General features: G+C 53.6%; 13 protein-coding genes and 4 tRNA genes. 12 read left to right on the top strand and 5 right to left on the bottom strand.

Annotated elements, in window-relative coordinates; translation table 11 throughout:
• Positions 1 to 42: 42 nt before the first annotated feature.
• From DEP07_RS01055 to thiM, 3 genes are all read left to right on the top strand, one after another.
• Positions 43 to 1,479 (top strand): RtcB family protein, encoded by a 1,437-nt coding sequence (locus DEP07_RS01055; RefSeq protein ID WP_173596993.1) that lies wholly within the window; start codon positions 43 to 45, stop codon positions 1,477 to 1,479.
• 224 nt (positions 1,480 to 1,703) lie between these two features.
• Positions 1,704 to 2,222, top strand: a complete 519-nt coding sequence (locus DEP07_RS01050; protein WP_254223446.1) for a hypothetical protein — start codon at positions 1,704 to 1,706, stop codon at positions 2,220 to 2,222.
• Positions 2,212 to 3,024, top strand: coding sequence for a hydroxyethylthiazole kinase (thiM, locus tag DEP07_RS01045; RefSeq protein ID WP_122964916.1), 813 nt, complete (start codon positions 2,212 to 2,214; stop codon positions 3,022 to 3,024). Before DEP07_RS01050 ends, thiM begins: the two co-directional genes overlap by 11 nt.
• A 520-nt stretch (positions 3,025 to 3,544) precedes the next feature.
• On the opposite strand, the gene DEP07_RS01040 is transcribed toward thiM, so the two are convergent.
• On the bottom strand, positions 3,545 to 3,829 hold the full coding sequence (locus tag DEP07_RS01040; RefSeq protein WP_063229741.1) for a phospholipase A2 family protein: 285 nt from the start codon (positions 3,827 to 3,829) through the stop codon (positions 3,545 to 3,547).
• A gap of 164 nt (positions 3,830 to 3,993) precedes the next feature.
• Between DEP07_RS01040 and DEP07_RS01035 the strand changes: the two genes are divergently transcribed.
• The 4 genes from DEP07_RS01035 to DEP07_RS01020 all read left to right on the top strand — a co-directional run bounded on the left by DEP07_RS01035 (position 3,994) and on the right by DEP07_RS01020 (position 4,383).
• A tRNA-Ser gene (locus DEP07_RS01035) sits at positions 3,994 to 4,086 on the top strand.
• Positions 4,087 to 4,090: 4 nt separating this feature from the next.
• A tRNA-Glu gene (locus tag DEP07_RS01030) sits at positions 4,091 to 4,164 on the top strand.
• A gap of 50 nt (positions 4,165 to 4,214) precedes the next feature.
• Positions 4,215 to 4,290 (top strand) — tRNA-Val (locus tag DEP07_RS01025).
• Positions 4,291 to 4,299: 9 nt separating this feature from the next.
• Positions 4,300 to 4,383: transfer RNA gene (locus DEP07_RS01020), tRNA-Leu, on the top strand.
• A 166-nt stretch (positions 4,384 to 4,549) separates the two neighbouring features.
• Here DEP07_RS01020 and DEP07_RS01015 read toward each other — a convergent pair.
• The 3 genes from DEP07_RS01015 to DEP07_RS01005 all read right to left on the bottom strand — a co-directional run bounded on the left by DEP07_RS01015 (position 4,550) and on the right by DEP07_RS01005 (position 8,621).
• A complete protein-coding gene (locus tag DEP07_RS01015; protein ID WP_173599308.1) occupies positions 4,550 to 5,554 on the bottom strand; it encodes a FecCD family ABC transporter permease in 1,005 nt (334 codons plus the stop codon).
• Complete coding sequence (locus tag DEP07_RS01010) at positions 5,551 to 6,552, bottom strand: FecCD family ABC transporter permease (protein WP_173597064.1); 1,002 nt, start codon at positions 6,550 to 6,552, stop codon at positions 5,551 to 5,553. Before DEP07_RS01010 ends, DEP07_RS01015 begins: the two co-directional genes overlap by 4 nt.
• 89 nt (positions 6,553 to 6,641) lie before the next feature.
• Positions 6,642 to 8,621, bottom strand: a complete 1,980-nt coding sequence (locus DEP07_RS01005) for an AraC family transcriptional regulator (RefSeq protein WP_173596995.1) — start codon at positions 8,619 to 8,621, stop codon at positions 6,642 to 6,644.
• 134 nt (positions 8,622 to 8,755) lie between these two features.
• Here DEP07_RS01005 and DEP07_RS01000 point away from each other — a divergent pair, with 134 nt between their 5' ends.
• From DEP07_RS01000 to DEP07_RS00985, 4 genes are all read left to right on the top strand, one after another.
• The gene (locus DEP07_RS01000; RefSeq protein ID WP_255679100.1) at positions 8,756 to 8,881 is read left to right on the top strand and encodes a hypothetical protein; all 126 of its coding nucleotides are present in this window, start codon (positions 8,756 to 8,758) and stop codon (positions 8,879 to 8,881) included.
• 11 nt (positions 8,882 to 8,892) lie between these two features.
• Positions 8,893 to 9,255: a hypothetical protein gene (locus tag DEP07_RS00995; protein WP_274874093.1), complete on the top strand. Its 363-nt coding sequence runs from the start codon at positions 8,893 to 8,895 to the stop codon at positions 9,253 to 9,255.
• 123 nt (positions 9,256 to 9,378) lie between these two features.
• Entirely contained in the window at positions 9,379 to 9,915 is a 537-nt protein-coding gene (locus DEP07_RS00990) for a pyridoxamine 5'-phosphate oxidase family protein (RefSeq protein WP_274874092.1), read from the top strand.
• A gap of 130 nt (positions 9,916 to 10,045) precedes the next feature.
• Positions 10,046 to 10,789 (top strand): YggS family pyridoxal phosphate-dependent enzyme, encoded by a 744-nt coding sequence (locus tag DEP07_RS00985; protein ID WP_122965465.1) that lies wholly within the window; start codon positions 10,046 to 10,048, stop codon positions 10,787 to 10,789.
• Between the two features lie 25 nt (positions 10,790 to 10,814).
• Here the strand turns inward: DEP07_RS00985 and pdxR are convergent, their stop codons facing one another.
• Positions 10,815 to 12,245: a MocR-like pyridoxine biosynthesis transcription factor PdxR gene (gene pdxR, locus DEP07_RS00980; RefSeq protein ID WP_287101979.1), complete on the bottom strand. Its 1,431-nt coding sequence runs from the start codon at positions 12,243 to 12,245 to the stop codon at positions 10,815 to 10,817.
• A 283-nt stretch (positions 12,246 to 12,528) separates the two neighbouring features.
• Here pdxR and DEP07_RS00975 point away from each other — a divergent pair, with 283 nt between their 5' ends.
• Positions 12,529 to 14,112: an AraC family transcriptional regulator gene (locus DEP07_RS00975; RefSeq protein WP_287101978.1), complete on the top strand. Its 1,584-nt coding sequence runs from the start codon at positions 12,529 to 12,531 to the stop codon at positions 14,110 to 14,112.
• Positions 14,113 to 14,143: the final 31 nt, after the last annotated feature.

The raw sequence follows: 14,143 nt of genomic DNA, 5'->3' as shown, positions 1-14,143 counted from the left end.
CGCAAAGCTTGCCCGCTGGAAGGAAGAGAGGAGAACACGATTATGAAGACGATAAACCACGGACAGCACCATCGGGAGGTTCAGCTCGGCTCTGGCTCCGTGCATGTGTTTGCCAACGATGAAGTGTTTGCCAGCTTTGGGGAACGCGTATACGAGATGGCAGAGCACAATCTGCGCATCCCGCGCAATGTGTATTTTTCTTACACGCCGGATGCCCATGTCGGAATTGGAACATGCATTGGGACGACTGCGGTCTGGAATATGCACGACGGATTTGTGTCACCGTCGATTGTCGGTTCGGATATCGGCTGCGGCATGCGTGTGCATATGACGCCGCTGCACCGGGACGACTTGCAGGACAAAAATTTGAAGCGGAAGCTGATCGAGGCGATAGAAGCGTACGTGCCGACCGCTGAGCGCGGACAAACGGACTTTACAGACATTTCGATCGAGGAAGTCGTAAAGCATGGACTGAACGGACTGCCGGCTGCTTATTTGGCGAAGCCGACAGGCGAGCCGGGAGAAGTGAGCCGATCGCTTACACACGTGGAAAAGCATACATTTGCCTTCGATCATGCGGCGTTGGCACACATTCCGGCCAAGTCGTGGCAGCGGGCGTGGGGTCAGCTCGGAACATTGGGGGGAGGAAATCACTTCATTGAAATCCAGGCGATCGAAATCGCGGAAGAAAACCGGGAGATCGCCACAGAATGGGGCTTGTTCGACGGGCAAGTCGTGATCATGATCCACTCCGGCTCCCGCGCCTGGGGAGCGACGCTGGGAAGAGATTACACGAAAAGCTTCAAGGAAGCGATGTTCAAATGGGGGATCGAGAACCCGGAGCCGAATCTGGTTTACGCGCCAATCGAGACGGCGGAAGGGCAAAGATACTTGAACCTGATGTACTCGGCGTTGAACTACGCCGTTACGAACCGCCATCTGATCGGCTACTCCGTGGAACGGGCTTTTCAGGATGTGCTGGGAAAAGATTTTTCGACCCCGGTGCTGTATGATTTGATGCACAACTACGCCCTTCAGGAGTATCACCGCAACACGCCGATGCTGATCCACCGCAAAGGGGCGACCAAGGCGCTTCCGGCAGGCCACTTCCAAAATCCGAAGGCGTACAAAAAGACCGGGCATCCGGCGCTGATCCCAGGCTCGATGGGAACATCTTCCTACATTATGGTAGGGGCAGACAGCGGAGCGAAAAACTTTTACTCGATCTGCCATGGCGCAGGACGCGTGCGCTCCCGCAAGGCTACGAAAGAAATCGTGACGATTGATCAGTTCGAGCGCGCCTTGCGGGTAGGCGAGGATGACGAAATCATGGTCAATCACCGCTCGCTCGCAGCGATTTTGGATGAATGCCCGCAAGCTTACAAAGACGTGGATCAAATTATCGATTCCGTCGTCGGGGCAAAATTGGCGTCTGTCGTAGCCAAATGCAAGCCGCTGATCGCAATCAAAGGAGTGTAGAAGAGGTGGTTCCCGGTGTCGCGCGGGGGCCATCTTTTGATTTTTCCAAAATAGGTTCGAATGTAACATAAATTGCATGGCTTGTGCAACCGATATCAAAAAGGAGACATTATAGGGGAGATAGGGGAACAAATATGGCTACATACTATTACTTCACCTGCCAAAAGTGCCGAACCCGGGGGGGAGTTTTCGGCGAACAGCCTTGGGGGTGGGGGAACTTTGACATGATCGAGTCCTTCAAGTTTCTGGCCCATCACATCCGCACTTGCGGGGAGGATTCCATCCGCGTCATCTCGGAAGATGTGGACGAATACGTCGATCAGTTGCATGGAGAATACAACACCTTCCTGGAAGAGACGAAGCATATTTTCCCGCATTCCAAAGATTGGGAGTTTCTTGATCGGTGGAAATCGCTCAAAGTCGAGGAATTGAAGGAAAAATGGGTAGAGGAAAACCGGATCGCGCATCCGGATGAACGTTTGAAGATTTGCGGTACGCTGGAGGACTTTGAAATTTTGCAGCAGCGGGCGGGGCGCATTTCTTTTTTGGCAAAGGTGCGGGACGATACGGACACGCTCTGGAAGGTGGTTGCCAGCTCGCCTGAATTGCCTGTCTTGCATCATTCCTATATCATCATAGGAGTAAGACAGGATCATCCGGAGCTGGGGAAAATCGTGGAAGTGTTCAAGATGGTTCCCCGCTCTGTAGATAAGAAAGAGAGGGAAGGCGAACGTGAAGCTTGAAGCGATCAGTGAACTGCTTGAAAAAGTACGGGAGCGCAATCCGCTTGTGCACAACATCACCAACGTTGTCGTGACCAACTTTACAGCCAATGGCTTGCTCGCGCTCGGAGCATCTCCCGTCATGGCTTATGCGAAGCAAGAAGTGGCGGACATGGCGAAAATCGCGGGATCACTCGTCCTGAACATGGGCACCTTGAGCGAGCGGGAAGTAAAGGCGATGCTGATTGCGGGCAAATCGGCCAATCAGCACCACGTTCCGGTCTTGTTCGATCCGGTAGGCGCAGGAGCAACCCCGTATCGAACCGAAACGGCACAAAAAATCGTGCGCGAGCTAGATATCGCCCTGGTTCGCGGAAATGCGGCGGAGATTGCCAACGTCATCGGGGAATCGTGGGAGATTAAAGGCGTGGACGCAGGCGAGGCAGGCGGAGATGTCGCTTCGCTCGCCAAAGCAGCTGCCGAGAAGCTGGAGACGGTAGTGGCGATCACGGGCAAGGTGGATGTCATTTCAGATGGCAGTACGGTGTACGCCATCGACAACGGCCATCCGATCTTGACCAAAGTGACGGGAACAGGCTGCCTGTTGACTTCCGTCATGGGGGCTTTTGCCGCTGTTGCCGAAAACACGTTGGCGGCTGGGGCTGCTGCGCTCGTCGCATACGGTGTGGCTGCGCAAAAAGCAGCGGAAAAATCGGCGGCAGACGGTCCGGGCAGCTTCCAGATTCAGTTTTTGGATGCGCTGTCCTCCGTATCGGCCGACGATATCCATCGGCTGGGCAAGATCGAACAGCATAAGCTGTAAGAACCGAAAGCAGACTCGTCGCTGTTCGGAAGCCGAGAAGCCGGATTTTGGCAGCAAGTTGCCTTGGGTGGGGCGGGAAGAGCAGCTTCTTCCCGTCTCACCGCTTGGGCATGTGCTTTGGGAATGAAAAAATCCCCTGTTTTCCAGGGGACGAAAATGATCGCGACTGTATGGCTATGATTAGGCTAGATAAGTTAGGGCGTAGCTGTAATTTCGCAGCGTATAGCATAAGAGCTTCTTTTGGTGCTCCGAGAGCGCTAGGAATACAAATTCTACTTGATCATTTTCAAACTTGCGGACGTAAAAGCAGGAAATCCCATGGCAGATCACTTCTCTTTTAAGCGACAGTGCAGCACGGGCGTCGGTGCATATGTGTACTTCCACGGCGTGTAACCTCCTTGGACATTCAATAGAGTACCAAAAAAAGCCAAGGAAAATCACGGGAAATATGGCGGAATTATGTCCAAGTAGTTACCGTTTTTTGTATAAAGAATGATAAGAATGACAATTCGTAAAAAGGCTACTTCATGTCGTCAGGAATACACTTCGATCGGGAAAAATAGGCGGAAATCATCGCAGCCATCCTGCCTTTTTCCGTGCTCATATCGATCTTGTCCTGCAAACAGCGCAGCAGCTCCTGATCGCAGCTGCACGAAAAGTAGCCGCGCTTCTGGTAGCAGTAGTCATGTTTTTTGCAGCAACGGTCGATATCGTCGATAGGGGCGCCTGGTCCAGAGCAGCCTGGCCCGCACCAATTTCCGTACAAACAAGGGATACGTCTTGCCCGCCGTCGTCTTCTGCCCACCTGTCATCACTCCGCAACATAGATGATTACTGGTAGCATATTGGCGGAGGGAGAAACTTGCTTTAGGCAATTCCCACAAATTTTAAAATATATCTTGTAATCGTTTGCTAGATATGATAGATTAATTCTTGCCTGAGCTGTACAGCTCGGCAAGTGATACAGATGGATGGATGTCCGAGCGGCCGAAGGAGCACGATTGGAAATCGTGTAGGCGGGGTCGACCCGTCTCGTGGGTTCAAATCCCACTCCATCCGCCATCTTGGCCCGTTGGTGAAGCGGTTTAACACAGCAGCCTTTCACGCTGTCATACAGGGGTTCGAATCCCCTACGGGTCACTTAGAAGCCCAACAACTGGTTGGGGCCCCGGCGAAAGTCGGGGTATTGTGGAGGCTTAGCTCAGCTGGGAGAGCATCTGCCTTACAAGCAGAGGGTCGGCGGTTCGATCCCGTCAGCCTCCACCATTTTCATACGCGGTCGTGGCGGAATTGGCAGACGCGCTAGATTCAGGTTCTAGTGGTGGCAACACCGTGGAGGTTCAAGTCCTCTCGACCGCATCGCTTTATCAATGAAAGGTTCTTGTTCTGCTGTTTCTGGCAGAACAGGAGCCTTTTTGCTATTTCCAAATCATGTACAAGCATTTGGCCATGCAAAACAAAAATCCCATCCATACAGAAAAAGGAGCCGGGGGACCAGCCTCCGACTCCTTTTCGCTTCTGCCGATCATGCCCCTGGCCGTTTGCGCCTGAACAGGAGGTACAGGAAAAACGGAGCGCCCACTCCGGCGGTAAATACGCCCGCAGGAATATCGAGCGGCAAGAACAGCATTCGTCCCGCCAGATCGGCAAGCAGCAGCACGATTGCGCCGATGAGCGCTGCCGTCGGGATGACGATTCCGTAGCGATTGCCGACGAGCTTTCTCGCCATATGCGGGGCAAGCAGGCCGATGAAGGAGATCGTTCCGGCGATGCCGACCGCTACCCCGGCGAGGGCGACGCTGAGCAGCATCGCGACCATTCGGCTCATCTGAAGTCTGCTGCCGAGACCGATCGCTGTTTCTTCGCCGAGCGCCTGAATGTCCAGCTCTTTCGCATACAAGAGCGACAGCGGGATCAAAGCGACGATCCACGGCCAGATGGCCTTGATATAGCTCCAGTTCGTCCCGTACAAGCTGCCCGTCATCCAGTTCAGCACCTGGGCTGCGAGATAGGCGGGGCCGCTCAGCAGCAAAAACATCGTCAAGGCGCTCATCGCCGTCGAGATGCCGATACCGATTAGCACGAGCCGGGACGGAGTGACTCCCTTTTTCCAGGCGAACGAGTAGTTGACCGAAGCAGCGGCGAATGCCCCTGCGATCGCGATGATCGGCACGTAATGAATACTGTAGCTGGTAAAGGCGGTCATAAAAGCGACCACTGCTACCGAAGCGCCGCCCGTAACGCCGAGCAGGTCCGGAGAAGCGAGCGGATTGCGGATCACTCCTTGCAGCAGGCTGCCGGAAACAGCCAATGCCGCGCCGATCAGGAGCGCCGCTACGATGCGTGGCAAACGAAACTGTGTAATAATCAGATCGCTTCCTTCGCCGTTCATGCCGACAAGCGACAGGACCACGTCCCGAATCGGAATGGATACACTGCCGAGCGACAGACAGAAGACGGCGAGGATCAAAGCCGCAACGGCAAGCGAGCTTACGATCGTCGCATTTTTCCATGTCGGACGTCTCTTCATGACTTCCTCCTTCTCGCCACGAAGATCAGGAACGGAACGCCGATCAGCGCCGTCGCCACGCCGACCGGGACTTCTTTCGGCATAAGGACGAAGCGCGCGGCGAGGTCAGCCGCTACCAGCAAAATCGCTCCGGTCAAGGCGCTGTAAGGAAGCAGCCAGCGGTGATCGCTGCCTACCGCGTATCGGCACAGATGCGGCACGATGAGTCCGACGAAGGCGATCGGTCCCGCCGCCGCTACGGAGCTGCCAGCCAGAAGGACGACTGCGAGCGCGGAGGCGGCCCGGATCAGTGTCAGCCGCTGACCGAGCGACTTGGCGTTGTCGTCGCCTAGCGCCAGCACATTGAGGGAGCCTGCGATCAGCATTGCGAGGAGCCAGCCGACGCACAAGTACGGCAGGACGAACAGCAGATGGCCCAGCTCTCGACCCGATACAGAGCCGATCATCCAGAGCAGCGCCGTTTCCAGCGAATGCTTGTGAATGAGCATAATCCCTGAGGTGACCGAGGACGCGAAGGCAGCAACAGCCGCCCCGGCCAGCGTCAGCTTGATCGGCTCGAAACCGCCGCCCCCCTGCATGCTCAGCGTATATACGAACAAGGAAGTTATCGCCGCTCCGCCGAGCGCGATCCAGATCATGCTGCTCATCGGCAGGGACGATCCGGTTAAGGCAAGTCCGATAACGATAAACAGAACGGCACCGGAATTGATCCCGAGCAGAGAAGGCGAGGCTATCGGGTTTTTCGTCAGCACCTGCATGATCGCTCCGGCAACGGCCAAGCTCGCTCCGACGGCGGCGGCGATCAGCGCCCGGGGAACACGCGTAGTCGTCACGATCAGATGCTCGTTGGAGCCGTCAAACTGTGTATAGGCGAGCCAGATGTCGCGAAGGCCGAATTGTTGCAGCCCGAACAGGACGCTGGCCAGCATCCCGAGCAGAAGGATCGCACACCCGACGGCAAGCCCGATCCATTTCCATTTCCGCCTGCGACTTTGCATCACTATCCCATTGTCCTTCACCTCTTTTCGTGTTCTGAACAAGAAAAAAACCGGCGTCAGCTTCAAGCCGACGCCAGCCAGCGTTTATGTTACTTCACTTCGAAATAAGCGGCCAGCTCATCGAGCAGCAAGTTCGCCGCCTTGTAGCCGCCTGCCGAGTTCCAGATCGCCTCGTCTACCTGGATCACCTTGTTCGCTTTGGCAACGTTCAAGTTTTTGAACAGCGGGTCGTTTTTCCATTCCTCCACAACCTTCGCCGCATCGTTTTTCCCGGCTTGCTCCGACACGAAGTAAAACATGACGTCTCCGTCCATGCTCGGGATCGTTTCCTTCGTCATCACTTCGATGAACGAATCTTTGTCCTGAGCGGGCGGGCGAGCGATGCCGAGTTGATCGAGCAGCACCCCGGAGAATGTCTGCTTCTGGTAAATCCGCACCTGCGACGCGGAGAAGCGGACGACCGACACTTTTGTTGCCGCTTTGCTGCCCAGCTTCGCCTTCACGTCGGCAACGCGCTTGTTGAAGTCCGCCATCGCTTTTTCGCCTTCGTCCTTCTTGTTGATCGCTTCCATGTACAGCTTGAAATTGATTTGCCAGTCGCCAGCCAGGTCAGCCGCGAATATGGTCGGCGCAATCTGGTTCAACTGCTCGTATATTTTCTCCTGCCGGACTTTGTTTCCGATAATGAGATCCGGCTTCAAGCTTGCGATCATCTCGATATTCGGCTGCAACTCGTCGCCGACGACCGTGACGTCTTGCATCTCGTCCTTGATATGGTTGTACCACGGCGAGCCGACCCACGATTGGACGGCGCCGATCGGCTTCACGCCTACAGCAAGCAGCGCTTCCGTACCTTCGTTTGTCAAAATGACGACTCTCTTCGGCGTGCCGTTCACTGTCGTTTCGCCCATCGCGTGCTTGATGACGCGGGGCGCTTCTTTATCCGACGAAGTCTGGGACGCCGGGGCTGTCGCCTCTGTATTTTGCTGTTGTCCTGCCGTCCCGCTGGCCCCCGTACCCGGATTTGTCGTACCTCCGGAGCATGCGCTTAGCAGCAAAGCGAAGCAAAAGAGCAGTGTAACGGCTAAAGATGTTCTGGTCTTTCTACGCATCGATAAATGTCCCTCTCTCTCATGTTGATAACGATTATCAATTACATGAACACTATACCGTTGAAGCTCTCGCGCAACAATGGGAGATGTGGACAGGAAGGATGGATTTTTTAGACGTTGCTCCTGTTTCAGCGCCTTTTCTTTAAAAGCGGTCGGCGAAACGCCCTCGTTTTTTTTGAACTGGCGGCTGAAATAGTAGCTGTCCGGGTAACCGACGCTTTCGGCAATTTCTTTAAGCGTGCAATCTGTCCCAAGCAGCAGTTCTTTCGCTTTCGTCATGCGAAGCTGGATTAAGTAATCGATCGGGCTCGTCTCGTAGCGTCGCTTGAACCAGCGCAAAAATTGGCGCGGATTGCAGTCGAGCATCTCCACAAGCGATTCGAGCGTAATCGGCCGGGCGTAATGCTGGTTCATGAACAGCACCGCCTGGGTGACCGGGTCCGGCTTGATCGGCTCGATTCCTTGCTGGTCGAGCTGTCGCATGACTTCGTAGACGAATTGATAAAATAACGACTTCACATGCAATTTGTCGATAAGACCAGCTGCGATCCATTCCTTCGCCATTCGCTCGGCGATATCGAGCAAAAAAACCGGATATTGCGGCGCAAATCCGTACTGCATGCGAAACGGATCGTCCAGCTCCGCTTGCCGCATCAATTCTTTGCGGCTAGGAAGGGAGGCCGATGCCTTGTACAAAATCATGTAATATTCGAATGATTGCTTGGCGGCAATATCGAGGCAAACGCCCTTGCCCCCGTGAAAAAGATGAAACCGCTGCGCATCGTACGGCACTCCGTCGAGCCTTACTTGCGCGCTTCCGCGGGTCGCATACAAAAAAGCGTTGGCTGGCAGCCGATAGGCGAGCAGCTCTTCGCCGCTTTCCATGCTTCTATGCCGTATATCCATCACTTTGACGGAAGCCTGATTCCATAGCAACAGATGATCGTCCAGTTTCATTCGTTTCGCCTAGCCCCTTCCAACTCCAAGCTCAAGTCCATAATGCTCGTTGCTACTCATTATATTTGATAATAATTCTCAATTACAACGACTATTCTTATAAAAGGAGAAAAAAGATAGGGACCGTCAATGAAATGTCTACGTTGGAAGAGCGGATGACTTTGTTCGGGGAAGTATTCGGAATGCCTGAGCAAGCGAAGGAATTTATCGCACAGTATGAGACAAAACGCGAGGAATCATCTATGAAGATCTGGGGATGAAAGCTCCGGCCATGGTTGAAAAAGAGTTTTTCAACCGAGAGAATCCAAAATCGGAAGGCTACTATTCGCCGATTTCGCTGGAAGTGATTGGGGAATGCTTGTACGACGCTGACATCATCGCATACACGAATTTTGCGCCCCAAGCAGACGTGCTGGAAAAGCAACTTGACTCGGTTGGGATATGGAAAACGATTCCGGCAGTGAAGCAAGGAAATGTTATGTTTCATTCGGTTAGCGATACGCTGTCAGATTGTCAGATAGAAGGAAAAGCAAGCAGTGCCCGCTGTTTTGTTTGTAACCGCGGCTTGGCAGAGAGGGGGACAATCGCCTTTATCGTGTCAAGCCGCTTCTTGTGCGTTCACGCGACTGACTGAGGGATTGACTCGCTTGTATTATGGATTGCTCAAATTTGGCATATATGGACGTTTCTCTTCACTCCAATACTTGCTAAACTTGCCTACATCATACATCAATTCAATTCATGAGGAGTGAAGAAAATGGATGGAGTGCGTTACAAGGTAAGAGAAGTGTTGGACAAGAGCAAGATTGAGGCATTTTTGCAGCAAGCGCGAATCGGGCATCTTGGCATGGTCGACGGACAGTTGCCGTATGTGGTTCCGCTCAATTTTGTTTGGACAAATGGGAAGCTTTACTTCCATGGAGCTACTGGCGGGAGACGCAATCAGGTGATGAGCGCGAATGCGGAGGTCTGTTTTACGGTTTGCGAGGAATACGGAACGATTACCGATCCGGTGCCAGCCAAGACGGACACAGCGTATATGAGTGTCATCGTTTTTGGCAAGGCAGAACCCGTCGCCGATCTGGATGAAGCGACACACATGCTGCAAGAAATGATTCATAAATACGTGCCTGGTTACTATAAACGGCCGTTGCCCAAGCAGCACGTAGACAAATACCGTTCAGCCGTATTCGGTGGCCCGGTGCAGGTGTATCGAATTGATCCACAGCACATCACCGCCAAAGAAAATCCGCTGGAAGAAGAAAAAATGTTCAAACCGGGACTAACGGTGTGACTGGTATGAAAATCCGGCGGCTTGCATTCGCTTGATCGCGGCAATCTCGGAAAAGTAGGAGACAGAGGCTACTCTGCCCGGCGTGGGGGAACGCCTCATCCGAATCTTCATCAGAAAGAAGGCAGGGAAGATGGAAAATCTCGTTGCGGAGAATCTGCAAACCGTACGGCAGCAGATGAAAACGGCTTGCCAAGCCTCGGGGCGCAAGCTTGAGGACGTGAAGCTGTTGTTGGCGACCAAAACCGTCCCGCTGGAAAAATTGCAATTAGCCATGCAAGCGGGGGAAACGCTGTTTGGGGAAAACAAAGCGCAGGAGCTGCGCGGCAAATTTCCGCTGATGGAGCAGTACAAGCAGGTGGAATGGCATTTTATCGGGCATTTGCAGACGAATAAAGTGAAGGACGTCGTCAAATATGTGACGCTCATCCATTCTGTGGACCGTCTGAAACTGGGGCAAGCTTTGCACCAGCAGCTCCTTAAAGAGAACAAGACGATGAACATACTGGTGCAAATCAATACGTCCTACGAAGAAAGCAAATTTGGTGCGCCACCGGAAGCAGCACTGGAACTGGTCGAGCAATTGGCGCAGTTTGAGACGTTAAACATAAAAGGCTTAATGACCATTGGAAAGCTGAATGCGACAAACGACGAGACCCGCCACTGTTTCCGACTATTAAAAAGGATTCAGACAGAGATCAGGGAGAAAAAGCTGCCGCGAGTCGAAATGGACATCCTGTCGATGGGAATGTCCGGCGATTTCACGGTAGCGATTGAAGAAGGGGCTACGATCATTCGCGTAGGAACGAAAGTGTTTGGCCAGCGTTACTTGCCGGACAGTTATTACTGGAATGAACATGCGCGTCAGGACGACTAGGGAAAAACAGGCGGGGATGCTTGCGTCATAAAAGCATCCCCGCTAGACGTTTTATGCCTGCTGCAATGGCTCGTTCGTCCACTTTGGCAAAACCGAGGACAAAACCTTTCCGGTCGCTTTCCAAACAATAGTTGCTGAGCGGATAAACCCGGATTCCTTGTTCGAGCGCCAGGTTCGTCGCGGCTTCTTCGGCAAACGATTGCTCGGCTTCAAGAAGCATGTGCAAGCCCGTTTCCACGCCGCTCAGTGTGAACTGTTCGCCAAGCCCCGTCGAGAGAATCGCTTTTGTCATAGCCTCGTGCCTGCGCCGATACACATTGCGAACTCGCCGCATATGGCGCATGAAATGACCGTGTTCGATAAAATGAGCAAGCGTCAATTGCTCCATGATCGGAAGATGGCGGTAGGTTAATTCCTGAACGCGAGCGAGCTGGCGAATGGCCGCTTTGGGACCAACGATGGCCGACAGGCGAATGCCGGGAGCGACCATTTTGGAAAAACTCATCATGTACAGCGTGTTTTGAGGTCGTTGACTGAACAAAGTTGGAAGCGGATCACCGCGATAGCGAAATTCACTGTCGTAATCATCTTCGACAATCCAGAACCGCCGCTCGGCAGCCATGTGCAACAATTGTTGCCTGCGAGGTTCCGACAAAATGACGCCAACCGCACACTGGTGCGACGGCGTAACAAACACAAGCTTGGACGCAGGGGGAACATGGTCGACGCAAAGTCCGTACTCGTCAACCGGAACGGGAACAACTTGCATACGCCGATACTTCATCGCCATCCAGGCAGCAGGGAAGCCGGGATCTTCTACCGAAACCGTCTCTCCTTCTTGCAAAAGCGCTTGCGCGATCAAATCGAGACTGTGCTGTGCGCCAGAGGTTAACAGGATTTGGTCGCTATCCACATGAACGCCCCGTTCGAGCGACAAATAGCGTTGAATTTGCTCCCGCAGCGGCAAAAATCCATAAGGATCGCCGTAAGCCCAACTGTCCAGGCTTGTTTCTGTGGCAGCCTGCAAAAAGGATTGCCGCCAATTTCTTTGAAAATGCTCATCCAAATACGGCTCGTGGGGAGTGAAATCGATCGCTATTTTTGGATTGTCTTTAGCGCCGAACCAACTGTGCAACTGGCCGACCGCATCGTTTAATAAAGGCAACTCGGGCGGAAAAAGCTCCGGGGGCGAAGCCTCCTCTGCCGGACGAGCTGCATAAATCCATTCGCTCACTCTCGTTCCGCCGCGGCGAGAAGTTACCGTGTAGCCCCGGCTGTACAGCTCCTCGTAAACGATCTGTATGGTTGAACGGGAAACGCCAATCAATGGAGCAAGCTCGCGGGACGGGAGCAGCAGCTCGCCTGGCGGCCATTTTCCGGTTGTAATGTTATGAATCGCCTGATCCAAAAGTTGCTGCCAGATGGGCCGGGCGTCATCGCGGTTTACTTTTAGCATTTGTTCACCTTCGCGTGTTTGTACTGTTAGTATGGATTGCACGAGATGCTGGTTTATTGCTAAAAAGTGTCAATCCAATAATTGGTATACTAGCACGACAATCTTTGCTTTGGCAACACGGCAAGGCTATAGAAGAAACATAGCCGACTTTCCTCAACAGGAAGATTGGCTTTTTACAGTTGGAGCCTCAAGCTGCTCCTGCTGGCGTACGTCTTGTGCCACTCGGGAGTTGTGGTATAACTAGAAAAGAAGAACTGGCAGCGAAAGAGGTGACATTCCTTTTATGGAAGCAACCCTTCACGTTTGGAAAGAAGGCGGCATCATGCAGTGGGAAAGCACGCAGCCGTCCATCGAGATTACGTGCTTTGCGCCTACGATCCTCACTCCCATGACGGGCCGGATTCGCGTGAACGATGGCAAGAAAACGCTACAGCTGGAGTCGATGAGGATGCTGTTTTTGCGTCCGGGCGACTCGGTCACGTTGGTCCGGGACGGGGCGGAACTTCCGGCTGTCTGCCGCATTTGCTTCGAAAGCTATCGGTTGGCCCAGCACGATGACGACACCATTATGTACCGCAATGATCGCAGCGGTTTGCCTGCGAGCGGCTGGATCACCAACAAACTGCCGTATCGGGCAACTGTGCTCGTGAACGAACTCGTGCGTTTGCAGGCGAATCCGTCTGGGCATACGGCAAAAGCGGAGCGGCACCACCACCTTTTCAAAGAGCTGATGCAGCTCGTTTTGCACTATGAGACGACACCTGAGCTGGATTGGGAGCCTTCCATTCACAGGGCGATCACGTATATCGACGAGAACTACCGAAGCCCGATTACCCGTTCCGAGCTGGCGCGTCTGGCCGGGTTTCATACGAGCTATTTTTCCACGATGTTTGCCAAAAAGCTGGGGTGGGGCTATTCCGAATATTTGAATCGCGTACGGATTGACCGGGCAAAAGAGCACTTGCTGGCGTCGACCATGACGATCAACGAGATTGCCCTTGAGGTCGGCTACAGCAACGGCGAATATTTGAGCCGAAAATTCAAGCAGCTGACAGGCATGTCTCCCGGCGAGTTTCGCAGTCGTCCGGCCCCGAAAAAAATCGCGGCCTTTCAATTCGCAGGGGCCTTGCTGGCGCTCGGTGTCACGCCTGTAGCCACAGATGCCGAATTGGTGCGCGGCTCGCTCCTGTTGCAGGAGGAATTGCGCGATGTTCCGATCATAAAGGGAGCGTACGATGACGAACAGCTCGGCAAGCTGAAACCGGATCTCATTTTGGCGCCTACATACTTTTACCATACGCCTGGCCGGATGAAGCAATTGGAGAAGATCGCGCCTGTCCTCACTCTGGAATGGGCCAAGCTGGACCCTCTGGCGGAAATGCAGCTGATCGGCAAGCTGATTGGCAGAGAATCGGAAGCACAGCGATGGCTGACAAAATATCAGGCACAAGTTGACGAAGCGAGACAAAGTCTGCGCGCATTGATTGACAGAGGGGAGACGGCAGCCGTCTATGAATGGCGTAGCGACGGCATCTTCATTTGGGACAAAACAGCTCGCGGAGCGTTTAACTTGTACGAAGCTCTTGGCATCCGCCCGCCTGAAACTGTGCGCCGCGATGTACTCGTGCGAGGAAAGCATCTTTGGATAACGGAAGACAGGCTGCCCGACTACATGGCAGACCATATGTTTGTGATCGATGCCCGCGACGACCAGAGTGACGAGGGAGAGCATGTATTGGCGAGCATGCATGGAAAGGGACGGGTGTACCGACTGTCCTTGAACGAATTTTGGAGCAGCGGCGGCCTGGCATTGGAGCGGCAACTGCGCATCCAGACGAATTGCCTGATCGCTGGTGAGTCGGAGTGAACATTTATCCATAAAAAGCGGCAACATTATG

It is taken from the genome of Brevibacillus sp. (assembly GCF_003521185.1).
GTDB lineage: Bacteria > Bacillota > Bacilli > Brevibacillales > Brevibacillaceae > Brevibacillus > Brevibacillus parabrevis.
This window is presented reverse-complemented; position numbering and strand designations above follow the sequence as displayed.

What these genes read in the sequence shown, in the direction of transcription:
- pdxR (WP_287101979.1), bottom strand. Translation starts at nt 12,245, where the DNA reads ATGCTAAAAGTAAACCGCGATGACGCCCGGCCCATCTGGCAGCAACTT.
- DEP07_RS00985 (WP_122965465.1), top strand. Translation starts at nt 10,046, where the DNA reads ATGGAAAATCTCGTTGCGGAGAATCTGCAAACCGTACGGCAGCAGATG.
- DEP07_RS01050 (WP_254223446.1), top strand. Translation starts at nt 1,704, where the DNA reads ATGATCGAGTCCTTCAAGTTTCTGGCCCATCACATCCGCACTTGCGGG.
- DEP07_RS01000 (WP_255679100.1), top strand. Translation starts at nt 8,756, where the DNA reads ATGTCTACGTTGGAAGAGCGGATGACTTTGTTCGGGGAAGTATTCGGA.
- DEP07_RS01010 (WP_173597064.1), bottom strand. Translation starts at nt 6,552, where the DNA reads ATGCAAAGTCGCAGGCGGAAATGGAAATGGATCGGGCTTGCCGTCGGG.
- DEP07_RS00990 (WP_274874092.1), top strand. Translation starts at nt 9,379, where the DNA reads ATGGATGGAGTGCGTTACAAGGTAAGAGAAGTGTTGGACAAGAGCAAG.
- DEP07_RS01055 (WP_173596993.1), top strand. Translation starts at nt 43, where the DNA reads ATGAAGACGATAAACCACGGACAGCACCATCGGGAGGTTCAGCTCGGC.
- DEP07_RS01005 (WP_173596995.1), bottom strand. Translation starts at nt 8,621, where the DNA reads ATGAAACTGGACGATCATCTGTTGCTATGGAATCAGGCTTCCGTCAAA.
- DEP07_RS00975 (WP_287101978.1), top strand. Translation starts at nt 12,529, where the DNA reads ATGGAAGCAACCCTTCACGTTTGGAAAGAAGGCGGCATCATGCAGTGG.
- DEP07_RS01015 (WP_173599308.1), bottom strand. Translation starts at nt 5,554, where the DNA reads ATGAAGAGACGTCCGACATGGAAAAATGCGACGATCGTAAGCTCGCTT.
- DEP07_RS00995 (WP_274874093.1), top strand. Translation starts at nt 8,893, where the DNA reads ATGGTTGAAAAAGAGTTTTTCAACCGAGAGAATCCAAAATCGGAAGGC.